The organism is Devosia ureilytica (assembly GCF_024273195.1).
GTDB classification, from domain to species: domain Bacteria; phylum Pseudomonadota; class Alphaproteobacteria; order Rhizobiales; family Devosiaceae; genus Devosia; species Devosia ureilytica.
Genome location: NZ_JAMZCU010000006.1, coordinates 163,884 through 184,973, shown reverse-complemented (window position 1 = coordinate 184,973; position 21,090 = coordinate 163,884). Strand labels below are relative to the sequence as shown.

Annotated in this window: 21 protein-coding genes; 10 read left to right on the top strand and 11 right to left on the bottom strand. The window is 63.6% G+C overall.

Annotated features, from left to right (window positions below):
* Positions 1 to 7 precede the first annotated feature (7 nt).
* Positions 8 to 850: a S49 family peptidase gene (locus NIM87_RS15935; RefSeq protein ID WP_254675687.1), complete on the bottom strand. Its 843-nt coding sequence runs from the start codon at positions 848 to 850 to the stop codon at positions 8 to 10.
* A 46-nt stretch (positions 851 to 896) separates the two neighbouring features.
* Positions 897 to 1,727, bottom strand: a complete 831-nt coding sequence (locus NIM87_RS15930) for a tRNA1(Val) (adenine(37)-N6)-methyltransferase (protein WP_254675686.1) — start codon at positions 1,725 to 1,727, stop codon at positions 897 to 899.
* Here NIM87_RS15930 and NIM87_RS15925 point away from each other — a divergent pair.
* Positions 1,726 to 2,790 (top strand): polyprenyl synthetase family protein, encoded by a 1,065-nt coding sequence (locus NIM87_RS15925; RefSeq protein WP_408640084.1) that lies wholly within the window; start codon positions 1,726 to 1,728, stop codon positions 2,788 to 2,790. The two genes, NIM87_RS15930 and NIM87_RS15925, sit on opposite strands and share 2 nt — an antisense overlap.
* Positions 2,791 to 2,893: 103 nt before the next feature.
* On the opposite strand, the gene NIM87_RS15920 is transcribed toward NIM87_RS15925, so the two are convergent.
* Positions 2,894 to 5,029 carry a S8 family peptidase gene (locus NIM87_RS15920; protein ID WP_254675685.1) on the bottom strand — a complete coding sequence of 712 codons (2,136 nt, stop codon included), beginning with the start codon at positions 5,027 to 5,029 and terminating at the stop codon, positions 2,894 to 2,896.
* A 13-nt stretch (positions 5,030 to 5,042) separates the two neighbouring features.
* Between NIM87_RS15920 and NIM87_RS15915 the strand changes: the two genes are divergently transcribed.
* On the top strand, positions 5,043 to 5,297 hold the full coding sequence (locus NIM87_RS15915; RefSeq protein ID WP_254675684.1) for a hypothetical protein: 255 nt from the start codon (positions 5,043 to 5,045) through the stop codon (positions 5,295 to 5,297).
* 99 nt (positions 5,298 to 5,396) lie between these two features.
* On the opposite strand, the gene NIM87_RS15910 is transcribed toward NIM87_RS15915, so the two are convergent.
* The 3 genes from NIM87_RS15910 to NIM87_RS15900 form a co-directional block, all read right to left on the bottom strand.
* Positions 5,397 to 6,275, bottom strand: coding sequence for a 4-(cytidine 5'-diphospho)-2-C-methyl-D-erythritol kinase (locus NIM87_RS15910; protein WP_254675683.1), 879 nt, complete (start codon positions 6,273 to 6,275; stop codon positions 5,397 to 5,399).
* Between the two features lie 7 nt (positions 6,276 to 6,282).
* Positions 6,283 to 8,016, bottom strand: coding sequence for a tetratricopeptide repeat protein (locus tag NIM87_RS15905; protein WP_254675682.1), 1,734 nt, complete (start codon positions 8,014 to 8,016; stop codon positions 6,283 to 6,285).
* A 97-nt stretch (positions 8,017 to 8,113) separates the two neighbouring features.
* Positions 8,114 to 9,766, bottom strand: a complete 1,653-nt coding sequence (locus NIM87_RS15900; RefSeq protein WP_254675681.1) for an electron transfer flavoprotein-ubiquinone oxidoreductase — start codon at positions 9,764 to 9,766, stop codon at positions 8,114 to 8,116.
* Between the two features lie 77 nt (positions 9,767 to 9,843).
* Here NIM87_RS15900 and NIM87_RS15895 point away from each other — a divergent pair, with 77 nt between their 5' ends.
* The 3 genes from NIM87_RS15895 to moaB all read left to right on the top strand — a co-directional run bounded on the left by NIM87_RS15895 (position 9,844) and on the right by moaB (position 12,660).
* A complete protein-coding gene (locus tag NIM87_RS15895; protein WP_254675680.1) occupies positions 9,844 to 10,650 on the top strand; it encodes a uracil-DNA glycosylase in 807 nt (268 codons plus the stop codon).
* A gap of 173 nt (positions 10,651 to 10,823) precedes the next feature.
* Positions 10,824 to 12,146, top strand: coding sequence for an MFS transporter (locus tag NIM87_RS15890; protein ID WP_254675679.1), 1,323 nt, complete (start codon positions 10,824 to 10,826; stop codon positions 12,144 to 12,146).
* A complete protein-coding gene (gene moaB, locus NIM87_RS15885) occupies positions 12,124 to 12,660 on the top strand; it encodes a molybdenum cofactor biosynthesis protein B (protein WP_254675678.1) in 537 nt (178 codons plus the stop codon). The genes NIM87_RS15890 and moaB overlap by 23 nt, the downstream gene beginning before the upstream one ends.
* On the opposite strand, the gene NIM87_RS15880 is transcribed toward moaB, so the two are convergent.
* Both NIM87_RS15880 and NIM87_RS15875 read right to left on the bottom strand, forming a co-directional pair.
* Positions 12,657 to 13,418: an SDR family oxidoreductase gene (locus NIM87_RS15880; protein WP_254675677.1), complete on the bottom strand. Its 762-nt coding sequence runs from the start codon at positions 13,416 to 13,418 to the stop codon at positions 12,657 to 12,659. The genes moaB and NIM87_RS15880 overlap by 4 nt on opposite strands.
* Positions 13,415 to 13,927, bottom strand: a complete 513-nt coding sequence (locus NIM87_RS15875) for a redoxin domain-containing protein (RefSeq protein WP_254675676.1) — start codon at positions 13,925 to 13,927, stop codon at positions 13,415 to 13,417. The genes NIM87_RS15880 and NIM87_RS15875 overlap by 4 nt, the downstream gene beginning before the upstream one ends.
* Before the next feature lie 97 nt (positions 13,928 to 14,024).
* Between NIM87_RS15875 and NIM87_RS15870 the strand changes: the two genes are divergently transcribed.
* Complete coding sequence (locus NIM87_RS15870) at positions 14,025 to 14,927, top strand: LysR family transcriptional regulator (RefSeq protein ID WP_254675675.1); 903 nt, start codon at positions 14,025 to 14,027, stop codon at positions 14,925 to 14,927.
* Between the two features lie 100 nt (positions 14,928 to 15,027).
* Positions 15,028 to 15,213: a hypothetical protein gene (locus NIM87_RS15865; protein WP_254675674.1), complete on the top strand. Its 186-nt coding sequence runs from the start codon at positions 15,028 to 15,030 to the stop codon at positions 15,211 to 15,213.
* On the opposite strand, the gene NIM87_RS15860 is transcribed toward NIM87_RS15865, so the two are convergent.
* Positions 15,210 to 16,697: an MDR family MFS transporter gene (locus NIM87_RS15860; RefSeq protein WP_254675673.1), complete on the bottom strand. Its 1,488-nt coding sequence runs from the start codon at positions 16,695 to 16,697 to the stop codon at positions 15,210 to 15,212. The two genes, NIM87_RS15865 and NIM87_RS15860, sit on opposite strands and share 4 nt — an antisense overlap.
* Positions 16,698 to 17,077: 380 nt before the next feature.
* On the opposite strand from NIM87_RS15860, the gene NIM87_RS15855 reads away from it, so the two are divergent.
* Complete coding sequence (locus tag NIM87_RS15855) at positions 17,078 to 18,226, top strand: PA0069 family radical SAM protein (RefSeq protein ID WP_254675672.1); 1,149 nt, start codon at positions 17,078 to 17,080, stop codon at positions 18,224 to 18,226.
* Positions 18,227 to 18,234: 8 nt separating this feature from the next.
* Here the strand turns inward: NIM87_RS15855 and NIM87_RS15850 are convergent, their stop codons facing one another.
* Positions 18,235 to 19,278, bottom strand: coding sequence for a hypothetical protein (locus tag NIM87_RS15850; protein WP_254675671.1), 1,044 nt, complete (start codon positions 19,276 to 19,278; stop codon positions 18,235 to 18,237).
* 9 nt (positions 19,279 to 19,287) lie between these two features.
* Complete coding sequence (locus NIM87_RS15845) at positions 19,288 to 19,869, bottom strand: hypothetical protein (RefSeq protein WP_254675670.1); 582 nt, start codon at positions 19,867 to 19,869, stop codon at positions 19,288 to 19,290.
* A gap of 74 nt (positions 19,870 to 19,943) precedes the next feature.
* Here NIM87_RS15845 and NIM87_RS15840 point away from each other — a divergent pair, with 74 nt between their 5' ends.
* Complete coding sequence (locus NIM87_RS15840; protein ID WP_254675669.1) at positions 19,944 to 20,309, top strand: DUF4180 domain-containing protein; 366 nt, start codon at positions 19,944 to 19,946, stop codon at positions 20,307 to 20,309.
* A gap of 2 nt (positions 20,310 to 20,311) precedes the next feature.
* Complete coding sequence (locus tag NIM87_RS15835) at positions 20,312 to 21,004, top strand: ribonuclease HII (protein WP_254675668.1); 693 nt, start codon at positions 20,312 to 20,314, stop codon at positions 21,002 to 21,004.
* The last annotated feature ends 86 nt before the right edge of the window (positions 21,005 to 21,090 follow it).

The following is a 21,090-nucleotide window of genomic DNA, read 5'->3' as shown; positions in this document are numbered from 1 at the left end:
ATCCGGGTTAGAGGCCGAGACGCGCCCACCAGGCGCGGTCTTCGAGGGAATTGGAGACGTCATCTACCACGCCTTGGGCGGAAAATCCCAGCCGGGGCAAGGCAAAGAACGGGCGCTTTGGCGCGATGGTCTTGAGTACCACGTCGGGCCCGAAACGCTGGCGCAAGGTGGCGTGGAGATCGCCGATGCCATCGACGAGGCCGAGTTCAACGCCGCGCAGGCCGGTCCACCACTCGCCGGTGAACAGGGTGTCGTCATCGGCCTTGAGGCGGTTGCCCCGGGCGGCTTTGACGTGATCGATAAAGACCTGGTGGATGTCGAGCTCGAAGCGCTTGATGCGGTCCACATCCTCGGCCTTTTCGGGCAGGAAGGGATCGAGCGTGGACTTGTTGCGACCGGCCGTATGCACGCGCCGCTCGATGCCGAGCTTATCCAATGCGCCGACAAACCCGAACGTCGCCATGATGACGCCAATGGACCCGACGATGGAGGATGGATCGACCAGAATTTCGTCGCCGGCTACGGCTATGAAATAGCCGCCGGAGGCAGCCGCATCCTCGACAAAGACGAGGACGGGTTTGCGGTGCTGATCGGCCAGGTCACGAATGCGCTTGGAAATCAGGCGGCTCTGGACGGGCGAGCCGCCGGGCGAATTGATGACGATGGCCACAACGGGCGCCGATTTCATCGCGAAGGCCCTGGCCAGCAGCGGCTCGACCGAAGCGATATTGAGCCGCCCCGGACGTTGCTCGGCGGCAATGACGCCATGGAGGCGCACGACGGGGATGGTCGGCGGGCGGCGCATGACGCGGCTCAGCCAATTGCGCCTGGGGGCGGGCGTTTCTGTCATGTCCACTCCGTTGTTCATCGGTGCATTTAGGCAGTGGGGACAAGGATTACCAGTCGAGGACCGCCGCGCCGCGGAAGATGGCGTCGAAATCGGGGGCAAAGCCATGTCCCTCGGTCCCGTGCATGGCCCGGCTTGCCAAAAGCGTCAGTGGCGCGCGTGAACCCTTGATCCCGCGCACAAGAATACGGCTGGCGACTTCGCCCGGACGCGGCGAGAGCGGCAGGATGACGATGGCGCCGAAGCGCTGCTCGAAGGCGCCCAGCAGCGTCGCAAGGCCATGGGCGGGGTAGACAAAGATCGCCGTGCCGCCGGCCCTTGCCGATCCCGCCGCGCGGCGCACCCAAAGGTCGAGCTCGCTGAGGCCCATGTGCCGGGCGGCGGCGCGGCTGGCTTCGGGCGCCAGCGTGCCCTGCCCGGCGCCGAAAAACGGGGGATTGGCGATCACAACGTCATAGGCATTGTCGGCCAGTCCGGCGGCCCGGCGCTCGGCGGCCTTGGCGGCAATGTCGAGGCCCAGGGCGTTGGCGCTTCGGGCAAAGCCATTGGCCTCGATATTGGCCCTGGCGAGGTCGAGTGTTGGTGGGTCGCGCTCAACCAGATCGGCCTGTTCCGCCAGCCCCAGCGCCAGTGCCACAAGGCCCGCGGTGCCGACGCCGGCGCCCAGGTCGAGCAGGCGGCTGGTGCCCGCGCGCACCGCCGCGCCGAGCAACACGCTGTCGAGACCGGCACGAAAGCCGGTGCGGGGCTGCGACAGAGTGAGCCGCCCGCCCAAAAAGGCATCGCGTGTGACGGTTTGGTGTTTTACAAAGCGGACAGGCTGGTCTAGGGACATCGCACCCGGATGGCTGGTTTCGTGCGACCTTACATGGGGTCGCATGGCGGTCTCAACCCGATTTGCCAGCTCAGGCAACAAGGACTTTACGGCGGTGTCAGTTCTGCCCCAGATCAAGGAAGCGCCAGCGATGAACCCGGTCGAGCGGCTGATGGCCGCCACGGCTGAGGACATGGCTCGCGTCAATGCGCTGATCCTTAATCGCGCCAATAGCCATGTCGACATGGTGCCAGAACTGGCCCGCTATCTCATCGACAGCGGCGGCAAGCGCTTGCGGCCCATGTTGACGGTGGCTGCGGCGATCCTGTTCGGCAAGGGCCAGGGCAGCGCCATCAATTTCGCTGCGGCGGTCGAGTTCATGCACAATGCCACGCTCCTGCACGACGACGTCGTGGATGAGAGCGACATGCGCCGGGGCAAGCCGGCGGCCCGCATGGTGTGGGGCAACAAGGCGTCCATTCTCGTGGGCGACTTCCTGCTCGGCCAGGCCTTCATGATGATGGTGGAAACCCGCGACGTGGATGCGCTGGGCGTCCTGTCGTCGGCATCGGCAGTGATGGCCGAAGGCGAGGTGTTCCAGCTTTCCAAGACCGGCGACCTGGATACCACCGAGGCCGATTATGCCGAAGTGATCCGCGCCAAGACGGCCGTGCTGTTCGAGGCAGCCTGCGAGGTGGGCGCCATGTCGGGAGGTGCCGATGCGGCCGGTCGCAAGGCGCTGGCGCTTTATGGCATGGAACTGGGCAATGCCTTCCAACTGGTCGATGACGCGCTCGACTATGGCGGCGAGGCCGGCACGCTGGGCAAGAATGTCGGCGACGACCTGCGCGAGGGCAAGATGACGCTGCCCGTCATTCTGGCGCTGCAGTCAGCGACCGATAGCGAACGCGCCATCATCGCCTCGGCGCTGGGCAATGCCGAAGCGAGCGATCTCGAAGTGCACCAGGTGGTGGCGATCTTTAATCGCTACGACACCCTGGGCAAGACCCTGGCCAAGGCGCAGGACCATGCCAAATCCGCCATTGCGGCACTGGCCGAACTGCCCGGGAGCGAGATGAAATCGATCCTCGCCGATGTCGTCGTACATAGCGTCAGCCGGGCGAGCTAAACCTGTATACCTTCACCGTTTCGTTGAAACCATGAAGCTATCTAAGTCTTTGTTTTGCCGCGCTTCCGAACCACAAGCCGTGGTCACTTTTACTAGAAGCGCTCTAGAAGCCCTGACGGTAGCCGAGCATTACGCCCGTGCCGCTTTGGCCCGCGACATGACCGGCGCTGACGGCATGCTTGACGCCCAGGCTCAATGAAGCCGCATTGGGCAAGCTCGCTTGATAGGCCAATCCCAGATCGATCTGCCTGCCAGTGGAGTTGAGGTCCGCGCTCGATGTCTCGTTGACCAGGCTCCCGTCCTGGAGCCGCGCCACGGGCCGGTTGAGTTCCACGGTGCCTGTCTCGATGCGCAGGGGTTGGGAGACGAAGAGGCTCAACCGGTCCCCTGCGACCAAAGTGTCGGCAAAACTGGCGCCGATTTCCATGCCTGAAAAGGTCAAGCCGGAAATATCCGCCACGAGCCCGCTGGTACTTCCTTGCCTGGCGGCCGCGCCATATTCGATCTGGCCGAACAGGGACAGGCCCGGAGCCAGGTTTTGCTCCAGGCCGAGGTTGACGGCCCCGATTGTACTGCCCCCGCCAAAATCGAACGCCGTCCCGCCATCAAGGCCCATGACGCCGCCCTGTTCGCTTGCAAGGGTCGCCCCAAATCGAACGTTGCCGTTGCCGGCGGGTAATGTCAGTGCGACCCCGCCCCCTGCCAAATGGCCATTGTCAACGGCACCATGCTCGGCGGCAAAACCAAAGGTGGTTAGTTCGGCCACGGACCCTACGGGCGCATTGGAGGCGATAAGGAGGCTTTCGCCCGCCATGGACAGGACCGAAGACCGCCCCCCACGTCCTGAAAATCCGCCAACGGCACTCGCGAGATCGCCGGTGTAGAGAAGGTTCAGCCCGTCCCCGGCCTGATCGAGACTGGCCTGTCCGGGCATTGTCGGCATTACAGCTGCTGGTGCAGTGGCAACAGCCGATACGGGCGACACCGAGTAGGAGCGATTGAGGGCATCGAATACCGCCATCTGTTGCGGAGCCAGTGCAAGCGTCAGCGAGTCGCCAAAACTGGCCGGCGCAACGATGGTGCTTTGCGCAAGGCTATGCCTTTCAGCGGTGGTGACGCTGTCGCCGCTCAGTACCGACACGGAGCCAATGGGGCTGAGCGCGGCCTTGATATCCATGACGCCGTGGCCCCATTCGGTTGAATAGGCATGCGATACCCCATTGCCATAATCAATCGTGCCAGCGAGCGGCACTCCCTGGCTGGCGAACCAGCTGTTGTCGGCGCTGGCGAGCAGGCGCTGGGCCCATTCCGAGGGTGTCATGTCCGGGAAGGCCTCGGCCAGAAGCGCGACGGCGCCCGCAACCTGTGGCGCCACGAAGGACGTGCCATAGCCGCTGGCATAGCTTGTGTCGCTATTGCTCCACGCGCCGGTGGCGATGCCATCGCCCGCGATACAGAACTGGGCCGCGAGCCCGCAGGCGGCCGAGAGCCTGACGGCGCGCGTGATATCGCCGCTGCTATTGACCTGGAAGTAGCCATTCGCCGCAGCAATCCAGGCTTCAGAAAGCCGGGATTCAAAGTGCGGCAGGGCAGCCAAGACATCGCCGTTGGCCAAGTTCTCGTTGTTCGAGAGTGCCCAGACGACGACGCCCGTGTCCTGGAAGGTATCCAGCGCATTGATATAGCTTTGCCAATTTCCAGAGCCATAGCCGAGCAGGGCATCGAGGCCCTGGGCAACAGAGGCGCCTGTGTTGGTGGCCAGATAGGCTTCCAGATTTTTGGCCGAGACGTCGAAACCCCAGGAGTTATTCTGAGCCACCGCGTCAAGCCCAGCGGCCGCCAGTGTTCCAGTGGTGACATTGGCAATGCTGAAGCCGGCGCCGGTCGGCTGGAAGGAGGTCAGGTGCAGATCGGCGTCCGGGGCGACGCCGTGCATTCCAAGACCATCCTTGTTGCCCGTGGCAAGCGAGGCGACGAACGTTCCATGCCCCTCGAGCGGCAGCGTGCCGGTCTGGCTGATCGTTTTGCCCGAAAACTCGCGATGGGTCAGGCGGAAGCCATCATCGACGATGGCCACCACTGTGCCAGCGCCGGTCAGTCCTGCCGAATGGGCCCAATGCACATTGTGCAGTTGAAACGGGCTCGATTGGGTGCCGGTTGCGACGACCCCACAGCCAACGCTTGCGCAGCTGGCGTCCGCGGAGCGGAATTCGGCGGAGGCGGCATATGTTGCGGCCAAGGCTGCGTCAAAGGTGACGCTGCGGGCAGACCATGTCGCGCTCGGTGCCGGCGTAAAAACGCTAACCGGTGCAGACGCGCTGGCTCCACTGTCGCTGGACGCGCTCGATCCACCCCCGGAAGAGGACGAGCCGCCGCTTGAACAGGCAGCCACCAGCAGCGTCAGCGCGACAGCCGCCGAGGCCTTCAAGCATCGAAAATTTGGCAAAGTAAAAGAGGCTCACAACCTGTGGTTCGGCGAAACCCATCGCCGCGCCGATTCCAATTAAGTGCACCCCCCGAACGAAGTAGCAGAATCACACCGGCATGACCAACGTCACCAAATCCGTTCGCGATCACTTTTCGGAAAGGCCAGTCGAGGCCGAAGGTTAGCCCACCCCCAACAGTGGTGCGGCGCCGACCCAGTAATCAGGGTGGAGGCGACGCATCTGGCTGGCTGCATCATGGGCCTGACCTTCGGAGCCAAAGAGGCCAAAGGTCGTGGCGCCGGAACCGGACATGCGGGAGAGCATGCAGCCGGGAATTTCGGCCAGCTCGTCGATCAGCACGCCAATCTCGGGCACCAGCTTGACCGCGGGCGGTTGCAGGTCGTTGCGGGTTTCGCCCAACCAAAGACCCAGTTGGGCGGGGCGGGTGAGCGGTTCGGGCAGCGCGGGCAGCGGGTAGTTGTCATGCGCCCGCAGCCGCCGGAACACATCGGCGGTGGCCACGGCTACGCCGGGATTGACGAGGGTGACATAGAGCGGCGGAAATTCACGCAGTGGAGACAGGATTTCGCCGACGCCGCGGGCCACCAACGGGCGGGACAGCAGACAGGCGGGCACGTCGGCGCCAAGGGCTGCGGCCAGATCGGCCAATTCGGGCACCGGCACCGGCTCGGGGGCCAAGGCCGCCATGATGCGGAGGGCGGCGGCGGCGTCGGCAGAACCGCCACCAATGCCGGCGGCGACCGGCAGGTTCTTGACCAGATGGAGTTTCAAGCCGGGCGGCGCCCAGTCGGGCCAGCGGGCGCGGAAGGCAGCGACTGCCCGCAACACCAGGTTGGTCGGCCCTGCCCCCAGGCCGAACGAAAAGGGCCCCGATATCGTCAGGCTGTCCTCTTGCGCCGGTTCGGCTTCAAGGTCGTCAAAAATATCGGCAAAGACGATGAGGCTTTCGAGGTCGTGATAACCGTCCTCGCGCCGATGCGTCACATGCAGGGCCAGATTGATCTTGGCCGGTGCGGTCTGGGTAATGGCGTCGCCCATGCCCCGATTATTTGGTCTCGGTTGCCGGGGTCAGGCCGTCGGCCAGCTTTGGCCCAACGCGTTCGGCCACGGTGCCAATATCATCGACCGAACGGGCAATGTTCCACTGGAAGCGCGCTTCAAGCTTGCGCCCGACCTTCCAATAGGCATCGCCCAGGTGATCGTTGATCTCTGGATCGTTGGGCAGGAGCATGACCGCGCGCTCAAGGGTTTCGACCGCCTCTTCCATACGGTCGAGCTTGTAGAAGGCCCAGCCGAGCGAATCGATGATGTAGCCATCCTGGGGCTGCGCCTCGACGGCCTTTTCGATCATTCCAAGCGCCCGCTCGAGGTGCATGTCCTGGTCGATCCAGCTATAGCCGAGATAGTTGAGCACCTGCGGCTGGTCGGGATTGAGTTCGAGCGCCCTGAGGAAATCAGCCTCGGCCTGGGGCCACAGCTTGGCCCGCTCATTGGCGATGCCGCGCACATAGTAGAAGCGCCAATCGGCCGGCGCGTCGCCGCCAGAAATGGCCAGCGCCCGGCTATAGGCATCGGCGGCCCCAAGGTAGTCCTCGTCATAGCGCAGCAGATCGCCCAGCACCGAGACCGCGTCGAGGTCGTCGGGACGGGTGGCAACAATATTGCGCAGCCGCCGGATGGCCTCGGCACGATCGCCGGTGGCGTCAAGGTTCTGCGCGATGCGGACGACGGCCATGGGTTTCAGCGCCGAATTGGCGGGAATGGCGTCGTAAATCTGGTTGGCCGCATCGTGCTGGCTGGCCTGATCGAGCAATTGCCCCAGCGCCATGGAAATCACATCGGCGCCCGGATCGAGATAGATGCCGAGGCGCAGGAACACGAGCGCGAGATCGGCGCTGCCATCACGCGACAAGGCAACGCCAATGCCGTGGAACATTTCGGCGGCGCCGACCTGCACATTGGACGCAAAGACGCCAGGGCGGCGTTCGGCTTCCACCATTTCGCGGACGGTTTCAATGATTGGGTGGGTAAGGCCCTCGGACTCAAAGGCGTCGAGCACATCGCGCGCCGCGTCGAAGTCGCCGGCATTGGCAAGCATGCGGGCATAGACTTCGGCCATGCGCGCCACATAGGGCTCGGCCTCGAAGGCGCGGGCCCCCAGTTCCAAGGCAAGTTCGGTATCGCCCGCGGCCTCGGCCATCAGCGCCCGGTGAAACACCAGGAATTGATCCAGCCCATTGGCGCCCAGCTCCTCCATGAGCGCCTGGGCCTCCTCGCCACGATTGTCGCCAACCTTGGCCCAGGCGCGCAGAATGCCGGCGGTAATGCCGCTGAAGCTGTCCTGGGAAACCTTGCCCAATTGACGCGAGGCAGCGCCGTAGCGGCGTTCCTTGAGCGCTTCGGTGGCGACCACCAGCTCGGCCAGCTCATTGGTGCTGTCCAGCTCGAGCATGCGGCGGGCGGTGGAGGCCGCCTTGCCGATCTGACCATCGGCGGCAAGCGCGACGAAGGCGCGTTCGACCAGCAACGGATTGTCCCAATCGGCCTGGGCGGCATCGGCAAAATAGCGCGCGGCTTCGTCAGTGCGCAGATCCTTGAGGGCCTGCTGGCCGGCCATATAGGCGCCGGTAACACTGGGACGGAACAGCTTGAGCATGTCCTGCGCCACCTGCTGGACGGAAAGACTGGCGCCGGTCTGGGCGGCCAGCGGCGTTGCCAGCAGGGCAAGCAGAGCGGCCATGGTCAGGCGCCATGTCCGACGATTGGAAAGCAGGGTCACGTGCTCAATTTCTCCCTTTGCCGATACCGGCAGCGTTTGGCGGCAAAGATTGTCCGTTTTGCGACTGCGCCGCAAGGTCGGGCAACCTGCAGGCGGGTCACATTCCGCTGTAGTTGGGGCCGCTGCCCCCTTCAGGTGGGACCCAGGTGATGTTGCCCGCCGGGTCCTTGATATCGCAGGTCTTGCAATGCACGCAGTTAGCGGCGTGGATGCGGAAGACTGGCGCCCCGCCCTCCTCGGCGACCTCATAGACCCCAGCTGGGCAATAGAGCGGCGCCGGTTCGCCATAGCGCGGCAGGTTTTCGCGGATGGGGACGGCCGGATCGGTCAGGCGGAGATGGACCGGCTGGTCTTCGTCATGCGCCAGATTGGCGAGGAACACCGAGGAGGAGCGATCAAACGTCACCTTGCCGTCGGGGCGGGCGTATTGGCGCGGGGTCACCTCAGCAAGCGGCCTGAGCTTGGAACGATCGGGCGTTGACCAGCGCTGCGTGCCGAAGGGCGAGAAGCCGAGGACGGTCTGGCACCACATGTCCACACCGCCAAGCAAGGCACCGAGCAGCGTGCCGAAGCGGCTCCAGAGTGGCTTGAGATTGCGGACGCCGCTCAGTTCCTTTCCGATGCCGGTGGAGAGCACGTGCTGGCCGAAATTCTCGATCCGGTCGTGCTGGCGGCCGGCGGCTATGGCCTCACCCACGGCGTCAGCGGCGCCGATCCCTGAGAGGATGGCATTGTGGATGGCCTTCAGGCGCGGCGCGTTCATGAACCCGGCGGCGCAGCCGATCAGCCCGCCGCCCGCAAAGGCCAGGTCGGGGATTGCCTGGAGGCCGCCCGCCGTCAGCGCCCGTGCGCCATAGCTGAGGCGGGTCGCGCCTTCGAGCAGCGGGGCAATGGCGGGATGGGTCTTGAAGCGCTGAAACTCGCCAAAGGGCGAGAGCGTGGGATCGGCATAATCGAGGTGGACGACCAGGCCGAGATAGAGCTTCCGGTTTTCGGCATGATAGGCGAAGCCACCGCCGCCGGTGGCGTTGTCGAGCGGAAAGCCGAGATAGTGGTCGACCTTGCCAGGCTGGTGCCGTTCGGCCGGAATTTCCCAGACTTCCTTGATGCCAAGGCCGTATTTCTGGGGGCTGGCGTTCCTGGCGAGATCGAAGTCGCCGATGATCTTCCTGGCCAGTGAGCCCCGCGCGCCTTCGCCGATCAGCGTATATTTGGCTTCGAGCGCAATGCCTTCGGCATGGCCGGGCTTGGGATTGCCCTGGGCATCAAGGCCGAGATCGCCGGTGATAATGCCGCGCACCGGGCCGTCGCCAGTGCGCAGCACGTCAACCGCCGCCGTCATCGGGAAAATATCGACGCCCAGTTCAGCGGCCTGTTCGCCCAGCCAGCGCACGAGATCGCCGAGGCTGACGATGACGCCGTTCTGCGTGCGCATCTGCGGGGGCAGCAGCGCATGAGGAAAGACGAAGTCGGCCTTTTGCGTCAGGAAATGATAGCTGTCGCGGGTGACATCAGGGCCGACCGGCGCGCCCTTCAGCCGCCAGTCGGGGATGAGCGCATCGAGGCCCACCGGGTCCATGACGGCGCCGGACAGGATGTGTCCACCCACCTCGGCCGCCTTTTCCACCACAGTGACGGCCAGCTCGGGATGACGCTGCTTGAGGCGGATGGCGGCGGCCAGGCCCGAAGGACCAGCGCCGACGATCAGCACATCGGTGGCGAGCGTTTCACGATTGCCGGCATCTGCCATGGATAACTGACCTTTGGAGCGAAGGCTTCGGGAATGGCGACTGGTCGCCTCAAACGCGGTGTGACATAACGGGGGCAATGTCTCAAGATCGCCCGCTCAACAATGCCGAACTGGTATCGGTGCTCGACTGGTATCGCGCTGCCGGGGTTGATCTGGCCGTGCTGGACGAGCCGGTGGATCGCTTTGCGCAAAAGCCGCCCGCCGCCGCTGCCATGGTGCAGCGGGCCAGCGCCGCGCCTGTTGCGCCCGTGCCGCAACCGACCGGGCCCATTGGCGGCGATCCGGCCGAGGCGCGACAGCTGGCCGCGTCGGCGCAATCGCTCGATGAGTTGCGCGGCATGCTCGAAGCATATGATGGCTGCGGGCTGAAATTCCGCGCCACCCAATTGGTGTTTGCCGATGGCAATCCCGAGGCCAAGATCATGCTGATCGGGGAAGCGCCGGGCGCCGAGGAGGATCGGCAGGGCAAGCCGTTCGTGGGCCGCTCGGGGCAATTACTCGACCGCATGCTGGGCGCCATCGGCCTTGATCGCACCTCGGTCTATATCGTCAACACGGTGCCCTGGCGGCCACCGGGCAATCGCACCCCGACGCCCGAAGAAATGGAGCTGTGCCTGCCCTTCCTGCACCGGCAGGTGGAACTGGTGGCGCCAAAACTGGTGCTGACGCTGGGCGGTCCGGCCATGCAGACCGTGTTCAAATCGAGCAATGGCATCATCAAGATGCGTGGCAAGTGGCAGGAATTGACCATCGGCAGCCACGCGTTCGAGGCGCTTCCCACCCTCCACCCGGCCTATTTGCTCCGCACCCCTGCCGCCAAGCAGCAGGCCTGGAAGGATCTGCTGAGCTTTCGGGTCAAGATGGAGAGCCTGGGGCTGGGTTGATGCGAATTGGTGGCTATCCAGCGCAACTTCACGCGCTATGGTCGCGTTCGAGTGATTTGCATCTGTTCGACCCCTGAAGCGCACGCGTTTCAGGTCCTGTTTTATACCATGTCTCTGTCCCGAAACCGGCGATCCTTTTCGGGAGGCATGCTGCAGCGAAGGCCCATTGCGTCATGGCTTCCGTCATCAAGATTTATGCCCTGTTTCTCGGTTCCGCCCTGCTCATGTTCGGTGGGGGACTTCAGGGTCTGTTGCTCTCCGTGCGCGGCGCCGAGGAGGAATTTTCGCTGCTGGCCCTGGGTCTGATCGGCACCGGCTGGTCGGTGGGCTTCGTGGCGGGATCGCTGACGGTGCCCCTCGTGGTGCGCAAAGTGGGGCATATCAGGGCTTTTTCGGTCATGGCGGCCATCGGCACCATTACGATCCTGCTCAACCTTTTATGGATCAACGATGTCAGCTGGATCGTGCTGCGCGCCTTGTCCGGCTTCTGCTTTGCCGGCGCCGCCATGATTGTCGAGAGCTGGCTCAATGAAGTGGCCGATAACAAAAGCCGCGGCACGGTCTTTTCGATCTATGTGACCATCAATATGGCCGCTTCGACGCTGGGGCAGATCGCCATGTCGGTCACTGGAACAGCCGGCTATCTGCCGTTCGTTTTGGGGGCCATCAGCTTCATCTGCGCGGTGCTGCCGACGGCGCTGACGTCCAGCCCGCAGCCGCGACCGCTGCAATCGGCCAAGCTTGATCTGGGCCTACTCTATCGCACCTCGCCGGTGGCAGCGATTGCGGCCTTTTCCTGCGGCATGGCCAATGGCGCCTTTGGCACCCTGGCGCCGGTTTATGGATATCAACGGGGGCTGGACGCCAGCGGCATTGCGCTGCTGTTTGCCGTTGCCGCCATATTGGGCGCGGTGGCACAGGTGCCGTTCGGGCGCCTCTCCGACCGCATAGACCGGCGGCTGGTGCTGATCGGGCTCTCCGGCTTTGCCGCTGTGGTGGGGGCGCTGATCGCCATCATCAATCCTGAGGCCGGTTGGGGCATGTATGTGCTGTTCGCAGCCTATGGCTTTGCCGCCAACCCCATCTATGCAGTGGCCGTGGCCCACGCCAATGACTTTGCCCGCGATGGCGATTTTGCCAAGATCGCCGGGGGCATGCTGCTGATCCTGGGGCTTGGCCTCGCCATTGGTCCGGCCGTCGCGTCGCTGATCATGGGCGCCTGGCAGCCGGTGGGCCTGTTCGTGGTCACTGCCACCTTCCATGGCGCGCTGGGCGGCACGGCATATCTGCGCATGCGCGTGCGCAAGAGCCCCGATACGACCAAGGCACCCTTCCAGCCCATGAGCGACAAGCAGCCGACGCCGGAGAGCTTTGCTCTGGACCCGCGCGCTGATAGTGAAGCCGAGGACTATCCCATTGGCGGCGAAGCGCCGGTGCCGGATGAGCTGATCGAAACAAGTGAGGACCACGGCGATGTTCAAGACGGCAAGCTTTGAGGACCGGGCATTCAAGCCGCTTTCCATCGCCGTCATCGCCGTTTCCGACACGCGCACGCTTGAAACCGATACCGGTGGCGCGCTGCTGAAATCGCTGCTGGAGGCCGATGGTCACAGCTGTTTCGAGCGGCAGGTGGTGCGTGACGACATTCAACTCATTCGCGCTGCGGTGCAGGCCCTGGTGGCCAATCCTGGGGTCGATGTGATCCTCACCACCGGCGGCACCGGTTTTTCGGGACGTGACGTTACGCCAGAAGCTGTCGAGCCGCTGTTCGACAAGCGGATGGAAGGCTTTTCGGTCCTGTTCCACCAATATTCGGCGACCACCGTGGGCACGTCGTCGTTGCAATCGCGGGCCACGGCCGGGCTGATCGGGACGACGTTCGTCTTCTGCCTGCCCGGCTCGCGCGGCGCCTGTCGCGACGCCTGGGAAGGCATTCTCACCCACCAGCTCGACTACCGGCACAAGCCGTGCAATTTCGTCGAGCTGATGCCGCGCCTGGCAGAACGCTAAACCGCCGGCAATCCAACCGTGGCGCGCCCTTCTGCCGTCTTGAGCGAGAAATCTGTTCCAAGGAACGGATCAGCCGCCCTGGTGGTCAGCCAGGCAATCGACTGGGCAACCCACTCGGGCGGAATGTGACTGTCCGGCGCCAGACGGCTCACCGGGTTGATTCCCGATTGCCGGATGGTGACCTGCATATCGGTTGCCACCGTTCCTGGGCTGAGGCCAAGCGCTCGGATGCCTTTGCCGCGCAACTCCAGATCGAGACAGGCCGTAAGGGCGCGCAGCCCGGCCTTGCTCGCGCAATAATGGCTCCAGCCCTCCAATGGACTGGTCGCCGCACCTGAGCTGATGTTGACAATGGTTCCGCCGCCACCGTCCAGCATGATGGGTATTGCAGCGCGCGCCACATTGTAGGCACCCACCAGGTTTGTCGCTATGACGCGCGCCCAGAGCGCGGGATCGCTTTGCTCGATCCTGGCGATGGGCTCGATGGTCCCGGCGTTGTTGACGACGACATCCAACCTCCCGAACTGCTCCGCGACCTGGGTCATTGCCCGATCGACAGCGACCCAATCCGCCACGTCGCAGATCAACTCGACTGCTCCATCGAGGACCATCGCAGGCACGCTTGCACTCCGATTGAGCAGCACGACCTTGGCGCCACTGTCGTGGAACCGTCGCCCAGTTGCGTGCCCTATGCCCCTGTTGGCTCCGGTGATCAGCACCACCCTGCCAGCAAAACTCCCCGCCGCCGCAGTGCTCATCGCATGGCACCGCGTGCGGCCACACCGTTGTCCCGGTCATAAACGAGACCGGACAGCAAGGCCTGCAGATCGGGTCGAGCATAGGGTGCGTTGCTGATCTGAATCGCGTGAAGCCGCCCGTCCCCGTCTACGGCGAAGGCCGCAGGCTCAGCAAATTGCCGGGGCGCGCCCGCCACGCCAGCGTCGGTTATGAACAGGCCGAGCATGGCCATATGTTCAGGCGCGAGATTGATCGCAACAGGGCCGGCATAACCCGTTTCCGCCATCAGGGCGGTGGTCTGCTCTGCAGTATCGGCGGATGCAAGAACCAGTTCTATGCCAGCGGCAGCGAAGTGGGCGCGAAACGACTCGGCCTGCGCAAGGTAGGCACGGCACATCGGACAATGGGCGCCCCGATAGACGACAAACAATCGCCACCCCGGCGCGGCGAACGAAACCTGACCGCCTCCATTCAGGGCCAGCGTAATGGCGGGCGGGATTTGGCCGGGGAGAAGTGGAATGTGGGACATGAAATGAGGCTCCGAAGGTTGAGGCCCCGTGTATATTTCATGCGATTTTTGGTATAAATGACTGAAAAGGAACCACACTATTGCGAGATTTACAGCAATGAATGTGCAGTCTCTTGAGCTTTTTGTGACCGTGGCGGAACGGCTGAGCTTTGCCGCCGCCGCTGAAGACCACGATACGGATCCCTCGACAGTGTCGCGCCAGATTGCTGCGCTGGAGCGGCAACTGGGCGCCCGTCTGTTCCAGCGCAGCACACGCAGCGTCGCACTGACCGAAGTCGGCCATCAGATTCTTGGACATGCAAGGCAGGTTCTCGCAGAACTGGAGGTCATGAAGGATGCAGCCGGAGCGGCCACAACCGCGCTTGTCGGGCGCCTGCGAATGTCCGCTTCAGTGGCCTATGGAGAGCGCAGGATTGCCCCTCTGCTCGGGTTGTTTCGAGAGCAGTTCCCCGGACTTGAGCTGGATCTGATCCTTACCGATGCCAGGCTCGATCTGGTTGCCGAAGCCATTGATCTTGCCATTCGGCATGGTCCTGAAATTGAGAGTGATGTCGTGGCTGCGCGGCTGCACCCCACGCATTATCGGGTCTGCGCCGCGCCAGAATTTGTCAGGCGGCACGGAGCACCAGCGAGCGTCGACGAGCTGACCACCATGCCCTGCATCAGCTATTCCCTGCCTGACCTCACCCGGCGCTGGTACGAAGTGCTGCCCAATGCGCCCGCCAGGGCATTCACGATTGCCGCCCCGCTGTCCCTCAGTTCGCCCTTGGCCGTGCGCGGCGCCTGCCTTGCCGGTGCGGGCATCGCCCTGCTCGCCGATTGGCTGGTCGATGCGGACATCGAGAAGGGACGGCTTGCGAGCCTGTTGCCCCAGCACCGCCTGTCGCCCGGCCCAACGGCAAGCGCGGCATGGCTGGTCTATCCGGCCCGTGCCTACCAACCCAGGCGTGTGCGCGCCACAATCGAGTTCATTCGCCATGCGCTTGGCGCCCATTCGTGACCCGCTGAAGAATGGTCCTAAGCCGCCATGGATACCGATTCGCGGGGGGCATCGGCGACGACCACCAGCCGCTGGGCTTGGCTTCGTAAAAGCGCTTGGCATGGCAATGGGTGTCGTTGGCCCGCTTGAAGACATGGATATTGATCATCAGCACGCCGGCGTCACGGCGATCGCGCCGGAAGGCAAGCACGAGACGTCAATGCAAATTGTTGGCCGGGGCCAGGCCGCCAAAAAAAGGGCGCCGGATGGCTCCGGCGCCCTGATCATTGAATTGCCGGCTGGTTAGTGCCCGCCGCCGTGCCCCGGCATGCCGCCTTCGGGCTTGCGGATGAAGAAAGCCGCAACAATGGCGAACAGCGAGATGATGGCGCCGACGAGGAAGGCGAGGCGAATGCCGCCGGCGAGAGCCTCGACCGGATCAATCCCCTCTGCGCTGAGTGCCGCGGTGCGGATGGTCATCAGCGCGATGAAGAGGGCGATGCCCGCCGCACCCGCCAATTGCTGTACCGAACCGAGCACGGCGGAGGCATGAGAATAGAGTTCGGCGCGCACCGAGCCCATGGACGAGGTGAAGACTGGCGTGAAGATCAGCGCCAGGCCGACGCTGAGCACGACATGGCCGGCCAGCAGCGCCCAGGGCGAGGTGTCCTGCCCCACGGTGGTCAGCGCCCAAAGCACGGCCGAGACCAGAATGGCGCCCGGCACGGCCAGCACGGTCGGGCCGACGCGGTCGAACAGGCGACCGACCACGGGACCGAGCAGACCCATGATAAGGCCACCGGGCAGCAGCAGCAGGCCGGTTTGCAGCGTGTCAAGGCCGACAACGTTCTGGGTATAGATGGGCAGGAGAATGACCGTGCCAAACAGCGCCATCATGGCGATCAGCATCATCGAGACCGAGACAGTGTAATTGCGCGAGGCGAAGACGCGCAGGTCGAGCAACGCCTTGTCGTCACGCTGCAGCACGAACTGGCGCCAGACGAAAATGGCCATGGCGACGACGCCCACCACAATTGGCGCCCAGACCGGCACCGCGCTGGGTTCGCCGACATGGACGAAGCTCTCGCCAAGGCCGGAAAGCCCATAGACAAGGCCGCCAAAAGCCAGCGCCGAGAGCACGACCGAGAGATAATCGAGCGGTGCATAGCGCGGAGTCGACACATTGCGAATGCGGGTGGCGCCCAGCAGCAGCGCGCCAAGGGCAATCGGCAGGGTAAAATAGAACATGAAGCGCCAGTCAAAATTGGCGAGGATAAACCCGCCAATGGTCGGGCCGATGGCCGGGGCCACCGACATGACGATGGAGATATTGCCCATGGTCTTGCCGCGCGACTCCGGCGGCACCAGGGTCATGACGGTGGTCATGAGAAGCGGCATCATGATGGCGGTGCCGACGGCCTGAACGACGCGACCGGCCACCAACAGCTCCAGCCCCGGCGCCAGCGCGCAGATCAGCGTGCCCAGCGTGAAGATGGAAATGGCCAGGAGGAAGATGGGCCTCGTATTGAGGCGCTGCAGCAGGAAGCCGGTGATCGGGATCACCACGGCCATGGTCAGAAGGAATGCCGTGGTCAGCCACTGAGCGGCGCTGGCAGTGACCCCCAGGTCCTTCATCAGATGGGGAATGGCTACGCTCATGATGGTTTCGTTGAGAAACACCACGAAGGTGGACACCAGCAAAATGGCGATCACCAGCTTGTTGCGCGCGGCGTTGGCAGGATGGTGCGGTGCGGTGTCGGGCACGGCATCCATGGTGGCTTCCATTGTCATCTTCAATTCCCTCAATCACGAATAGCGTGTCGACCATGCGACGGGTCGGGCCGCCGCGTTTCGACATCTGGTGTCCGAATTTTCTGCGACAGGCACTGTCAGCAGCGAATAAATAGTCTGGCGCGCGGGCCGCTCGGGTGCTGGAGACGAGGCCGGGAGCGCGATGTGCAATAGGCTGAATGAGCCGGGCGGGGCGCGGTTGTCTACGCCCGAAGGGGCGCGCCGTAAAGTCTTGTAATGCATGGGCGCCATGCCGATATCGGGGTCAACAAGAGCGAATAGCGTAGTTGTGTTCTTGTTCTGTTCTCGGCAACCTGATAGCATTCCGAGGCGTTGGAGGAAAGTCGATTCCGTCCGGCGCGCAGCCAGGAGACAGGACCATGGCCCCCTATCAGGCCCCCTCTTTTGAAGCCCTTGAACGCCTGAGCCGCAGCCGCGACGCCGATCTGGCGCGGCGCGAGCTGATGCAGCCCGACCGCATTCGCGGACGCGGCGCCCAAAGCAATCGCGTGGGCCGGTTCGAGCCGCACCAGCGCGACAGCTTCGACGATGGTTGGGGGAGCGTCGAGCCGATGCCGGTGCTCGAGACGATCGAGCATATCGAGCGCGCCAAATCCATCATCACCACCAATGACAGTCCCGACATCGGCTTCGAGCGCTCGATCAATGCCTATCGCGGTTGCGAGCACGGCTGCTCCTATTGTTTCGCGCGGCCCACCCATGCCTATCTGGGGCATTCGGCAGGGATCGATTTCGAGCGCGACATCTATGTGAAGGCCAATGCGGTCGAGGCCCTGCGGGCCGAACTGTCGGCGAAGAACTACCGGCCCAAGCCCATCGCCATGGGCACCAATACCGACCCCTACCAGCCGGCGGAACGCACGCACAAGCTGACGCGCGGTATTCTCGAAGTCATGCTGGAAACCCGGCATCCGGTGATGATCACAACCAAATCGGCGCTGATCCTGCGCGACCTCGACCTGCTGACCGAACTGGCTAAGCTGGGCCTGGTCAAGGTGGCGATCTCGGTGACCTCGATGGATCACAAGCTGAGCCGCAAGATGGAGCCGCGCGCATCCTCGCCGGCACGGCGGCTCGAAGCGATCCGGCTTCTGTCAGAAGCCGGCATCCCGACAGCCATTTTTGCCTCGCCAATGATCCCGGCAATCAATGACATGGAACTTGAACGCATCCTCGACGCCGGCAAGGCGCAGGGCGCGGTCAGCGCCTCAATGATCCTTCTGCGCCTGCCGGGCGAGGTGCGCGACGTGTTCCGCGAATGGCTATTGCGGCATTTCCCCGACCGGGTCCGCCATGTGCTTTCGCTGGTGCGCGATACGCGCGGCGGCAAGGACTACGACTCGCGCTGGGGTACGCGCATGACCGGCGAGGGCCCATACGCGACGCTGCTGCGCCAGCGCTTCGAGAAAGCGCGCGAGCGCTATGGCCTCGAGGCAAAACTGCCGCCGCTTCGGGCCGACCTCTTCGAGGCGCCCAAGGTGGACAGCCCGCAGATGAGTCTTTTCTGACAGAAGCCTTATGGCGACAGGCGCATCAGCTTGTATGCGGTGACATGGGCGAAATCGCCGGCAACCATGACGGCGTTGATGCTCACTTCGCGCATCATCCCTTTTTCGGGCTCGTAGATGGCGTAACCATCCTCGGCGGCTTCCACCCCCTCGGCGATGGCCGCCTCGATGATGTTCGAGCCGCCGGTGGTGCTTTGAGGGTCCGCAAGCGAGACGATCGAGCGCATCTGTGTGCCGAGCGCCGCAGTTGCGACCTCAGGAGTGGACGTCACCAGCCAGTCGAGGATCAAGGCATTCGCCTCCTGGTCGAGGCCGCCGACGACCTCCACCTTTGCCGGGTCCAGTGCGAAATATGTGGCCGGGCCGAAATCATCTCTTTCGCTGAGCCCACCGTCGCGACGGAATGGCAGGAAATAGGACTGTGCTGCGGCATTGATGGGCCGGAGAACGGCCTGGGTGTGATCACTGAAAGCGGACAGGACCGCTTTGACGGCGGCGGCCTTGGCAGGATCGGTGAGGCGCGGCAACTGCTCTTCGATGCGCGGACGGATCGCTGACCAATCTACCTCGATTGCCAGGCCAATATCGGCCATGCGCAGGGAATAGATCTGGTCCTCCAGGGCCTTGGCGATCAGATAGTAGACATCATCCTCGGCATTTTGGAGGTTGACGACATTGCGCAGTTGGAAGGTTCCGGCGAACTCGTCTCCATCGCGCCGTTCCAGGCGGATCACCACTTCATGGGTCCAGTTCTCCATGCGTTTGGCGTCAGGCGTGGTCAGCACACTCGCAGTCTCCACGGACTGGATGATGTCGGTTCCCAGTGGCGGGTCAAACTTGTAGTGGAGAAATTCGGTTTCGGCCTCCTGCGCCAAAACCTGGCCAGCGGGCGCCAAAGCCAAAAGCAGCACGACAAGACGCAGGATCAGTGTGGCAATAGCCATGGCAACCTCCCCACCATAGGCGGCATTACCGTCCCGCTCTCGCGGCGTGTCAAGCGGGGCCGAGGTCAGCACCGCTGCCATGGTTGAGGATGTCGCTCCCTTGACCATGCCGCACTGCTAATACTGCGCCACCTTGCGGGCATAGGTTTCCATGAAATCGAGCGAGGCGAGGACGCCGCGGAGCGATAGCCAGGTTTCGACCGGCTCATCCTGGCCGACCAGAGGCACGCTTAGGGTAACCGCATTGCGGTCTTTCATGGTGTCGATGATCGCGGCGAGTTGCTCGGCGTCGGCGATGAAGAACTGGTTGATGGTATTGTGCCGGGTTTCGATGTCCGTGCCCATTGCCAGGTTCACCGGCGGCTCGCCGCCAAAGCTTAGTGTTATCGGCCGGGCCGGATCGTATTCGCCGGTTTCGGGCGATACCGTGATGGCGAGGTCGAGCGTGCCATCGAGCCGGTTGCGGATGAGGGTCAGCTTGTAAGCTGGCAGGTTGGCGCCGTTCAGTTCCTGGCTTCCGGTGCTGGCAAAGCAGGAATAGCCATAAAAATCGCCAGACCCTTCGACAATGGCATCGGGGCAGGCCGCAAGCCAATCGCGATTGTATTCGCGCCATTCGCCAAAGGGGTGGTGGAAGGGTTCGGCCATGGCTGGGCCGGACAGCAGCAGAAAAGCCACAAGGCTGGTTGCTTTTCGCATCAAAGTCTCTCTCGCCTTTGCCCCCCGGCCAGACTCTTGTATCAGCACGGGAGGAACAAGGAAATCAGGTCGGCATGAGCATAGAACCGCTCAATGGGATCAATGTGTATTTTGTCGCTGCACAGGGCCCAAGCCTTTGCAGCGAACAGGATGCGCTTGATCTATTGGGCGAAACCTATGGCACAACGACGGACATGATCGTGGTGCCGGTCGAGCGCTTTGCGCCGGAATTTTTCGATCTCAGCACACGCCTGGCCGGGCATTTCTTCCAGAAATTGCAGAACTACCAGATGCGGCTGGCCATTCTGGGCGATATTTCGGCGCCACTGGCGGCCAGCAAGGCATTGCGCGACTTCGTGGGCGAAACCAATCGGATTGGGCATCACCTGTTCGCCAGTGACCGGGCGGCGCTGGCAGCCGGCCTGGGGCGGAAGGATTAGCCGTGGCGCGCAGGGTCAAATCAGATCCGGCTGTTGGCGAGCTCTTCGCGCCGGAGGCCAGTGTCCCCGATTTCAGCCATGAAGCCATGCTGCTGGCGCGGGGCGCTCGCCGGGTGGCAGGTGTCGACGAGGCCGGGCGCGGTCCCCTTGCCGGGCCGGTGGTAGTTGCGGCGGTGCGGCTTGACCCCAAGAACATCCCCCAGGGCCTCAATGACAGCAAGAAGCTGACGGCCGAACGGCGTGATGCGCTGTATGATGCGATCATGGCCAGTGCCGAGGTGGCGGTGGTTTCGGCACCCCCCGATGAAATCGTGCTGCGCAATATCCGGGGCGCGACGCTGGCCGCCATGGCGCGGGCTGTGCAGGCCCTGCCCCATGAGGTTGACCGGGTGCTGGTGGATGGGCGCGATGTGCCGCCCGGCCTGCCCTGCCCCGGCATTGCGCTGATCGGCGGAGACGGGCGGAGCCTTTCGATCGCTGCCGCCTCCATCATTGCCAAGGTCACGCGCGACCGGATGTGCGAAATCATGGATTGCGACGCGCCTCATTTCGGCTTTTCGGGGCACAAAGGCTACGGCACCGCGGCCCATCTCATGGCGCTGGATCTGCATGGCCCATGCCGCCATCACCGCAATGAATTTGCCCCGGTGGCCGCGCTGCTGTTGCGCCGCACCAGCATTAAAGTGGCCGGTTAACTCCTCGCTAACCCCTTACGAACGCTCCATTAACCTGCCACCGCTATAACGGTCTTGTTAGTACTGCGTTAGGGTTAAGTGTATGT

Excerpts from the sequence above, each read along its gene's own strand:
- NIM87_RS15935 (WP_254675687.1), bottom strand. The coding sequence starts at position 850 with ATGACAGAAACGCCCGCCCCCAGGCGCAATTGGCTGAGCCGCGTCATG.
- NIM87_RS15925 (WP_408640084.1), top strand. The coding sequence starts at position 1,726 with ATGGCGGTCTCAACCCGATTTGCCAGCTCAGGCAACAAGGACTTTACG.
- NIM87_RS15930 (WP_254675686.1), bottom strand. The coding sequence starts at position 1,727 with ATGCGACCCCATGTAAGGTCGCACGAAACCAGCCATCCGGGTGCGATG.
- NIM87_RS15910 (WP_254675683.1), bottom strand. The coding sequence starts at position 6,275 with ATGGGCGACGCCATTACCCAGACCGCACCGGCCAAGATCAATCTGGCC.
- NIM87_RS15900 (WP_254675681.1), bottom strand. The coding sequence starts at position 9,766 with ATGGCAGATGCCGGCAATCGTGAAACGCTCGCCACCGATGTGCTGATC.
- NIM87_RS15895 (WP_254675680.1), top strand. The coding sequence starts at position 9,844 with ATGTCTCAAGATCGCCCGCTCAACAATGCCGAACTGGTATCGGTGCTC.
- NIM87_RS15890 (WP_254675679.1), top strand. The coding sequence starts at position 10,824 with ATGGCTTCCGTCATCAAGATTTATGCCCTGTTTCTCGGTTCCGCCCTG.
- moaB (WP_254675678.1), top strand. The coding sequence starts at position 12,124 with ATGTTCAAGACGGCAAGCTTTGAGGACCGGGCATTCAAGCCGCTTTCC.
- NIM87_RS15880 (WP_254675677.1), bottom strand. The coding sequence starts at position 13,418 with ATGAGCACTGCGGCGGCGGGGAGTTTTGCTGGCAGGGTGGTGCTGATC.
- NIM87_RS15875 (WP_254675676.1), bottom strand. The coding sequence starts at position 13,927 with ATGTCCCACATTCCACTTCTCCCCGGCCAAATCCCGCCCGCCATTACG.
- NIM87_RS15870 (WP_254675675.1), top strand. The coding sequence starts at position 14,025 with ATGAATGTGCAGTCTCTTGAGCTTTTTGTGACCGTGGCGGAACGGCTG.
- NIM87_RS15865 (WP_254675674.1), top strand. The coding sequence starts at position 15,028 with ATGGCAATGGGTGTCGTTGGCCCGCTTGAAGACATGGATATTGATCAT.
- NIM87_RS15860 (WP_254675673.1), bottom strand. The coding sequence starts at position 16,697 with ATGACAATGGAAGCCACCATGGATGCCGTGCCCGACACCGCACCGCAC.
- NIM87_RS15855 (WP_254675672.1), top strand. The coding sequence starts at position 17,078 with ATGGCCCCCTATCAGGCCCCCTCTTTTGAAGCCCTTGAACGCCTGAGC.
- NIM87_RS15850 (WP_254675671.1), bottom strand. The coding sequence starts at position 19,278 with ATGGTCAAGGGAGCGACATCCTCAACCATGGCAGCGGTGCTGACCTCG.
- NIM87_RS15845 (WP_254675670.1), bottom strand. The coding sequence starts at position 19,869 with ATGCGAAAAGCAACCAGCCTTGTGGCTTTTCTGCTGCTGTCCGGCCCA.
- NIM87_RS15840 (WP_254675669.1), top strand. The coding sequence starts at position 19,944 with ATGAGCATAGAACCGCTCAATGGGATCAATGTGTATTTTGTCGCTGCA.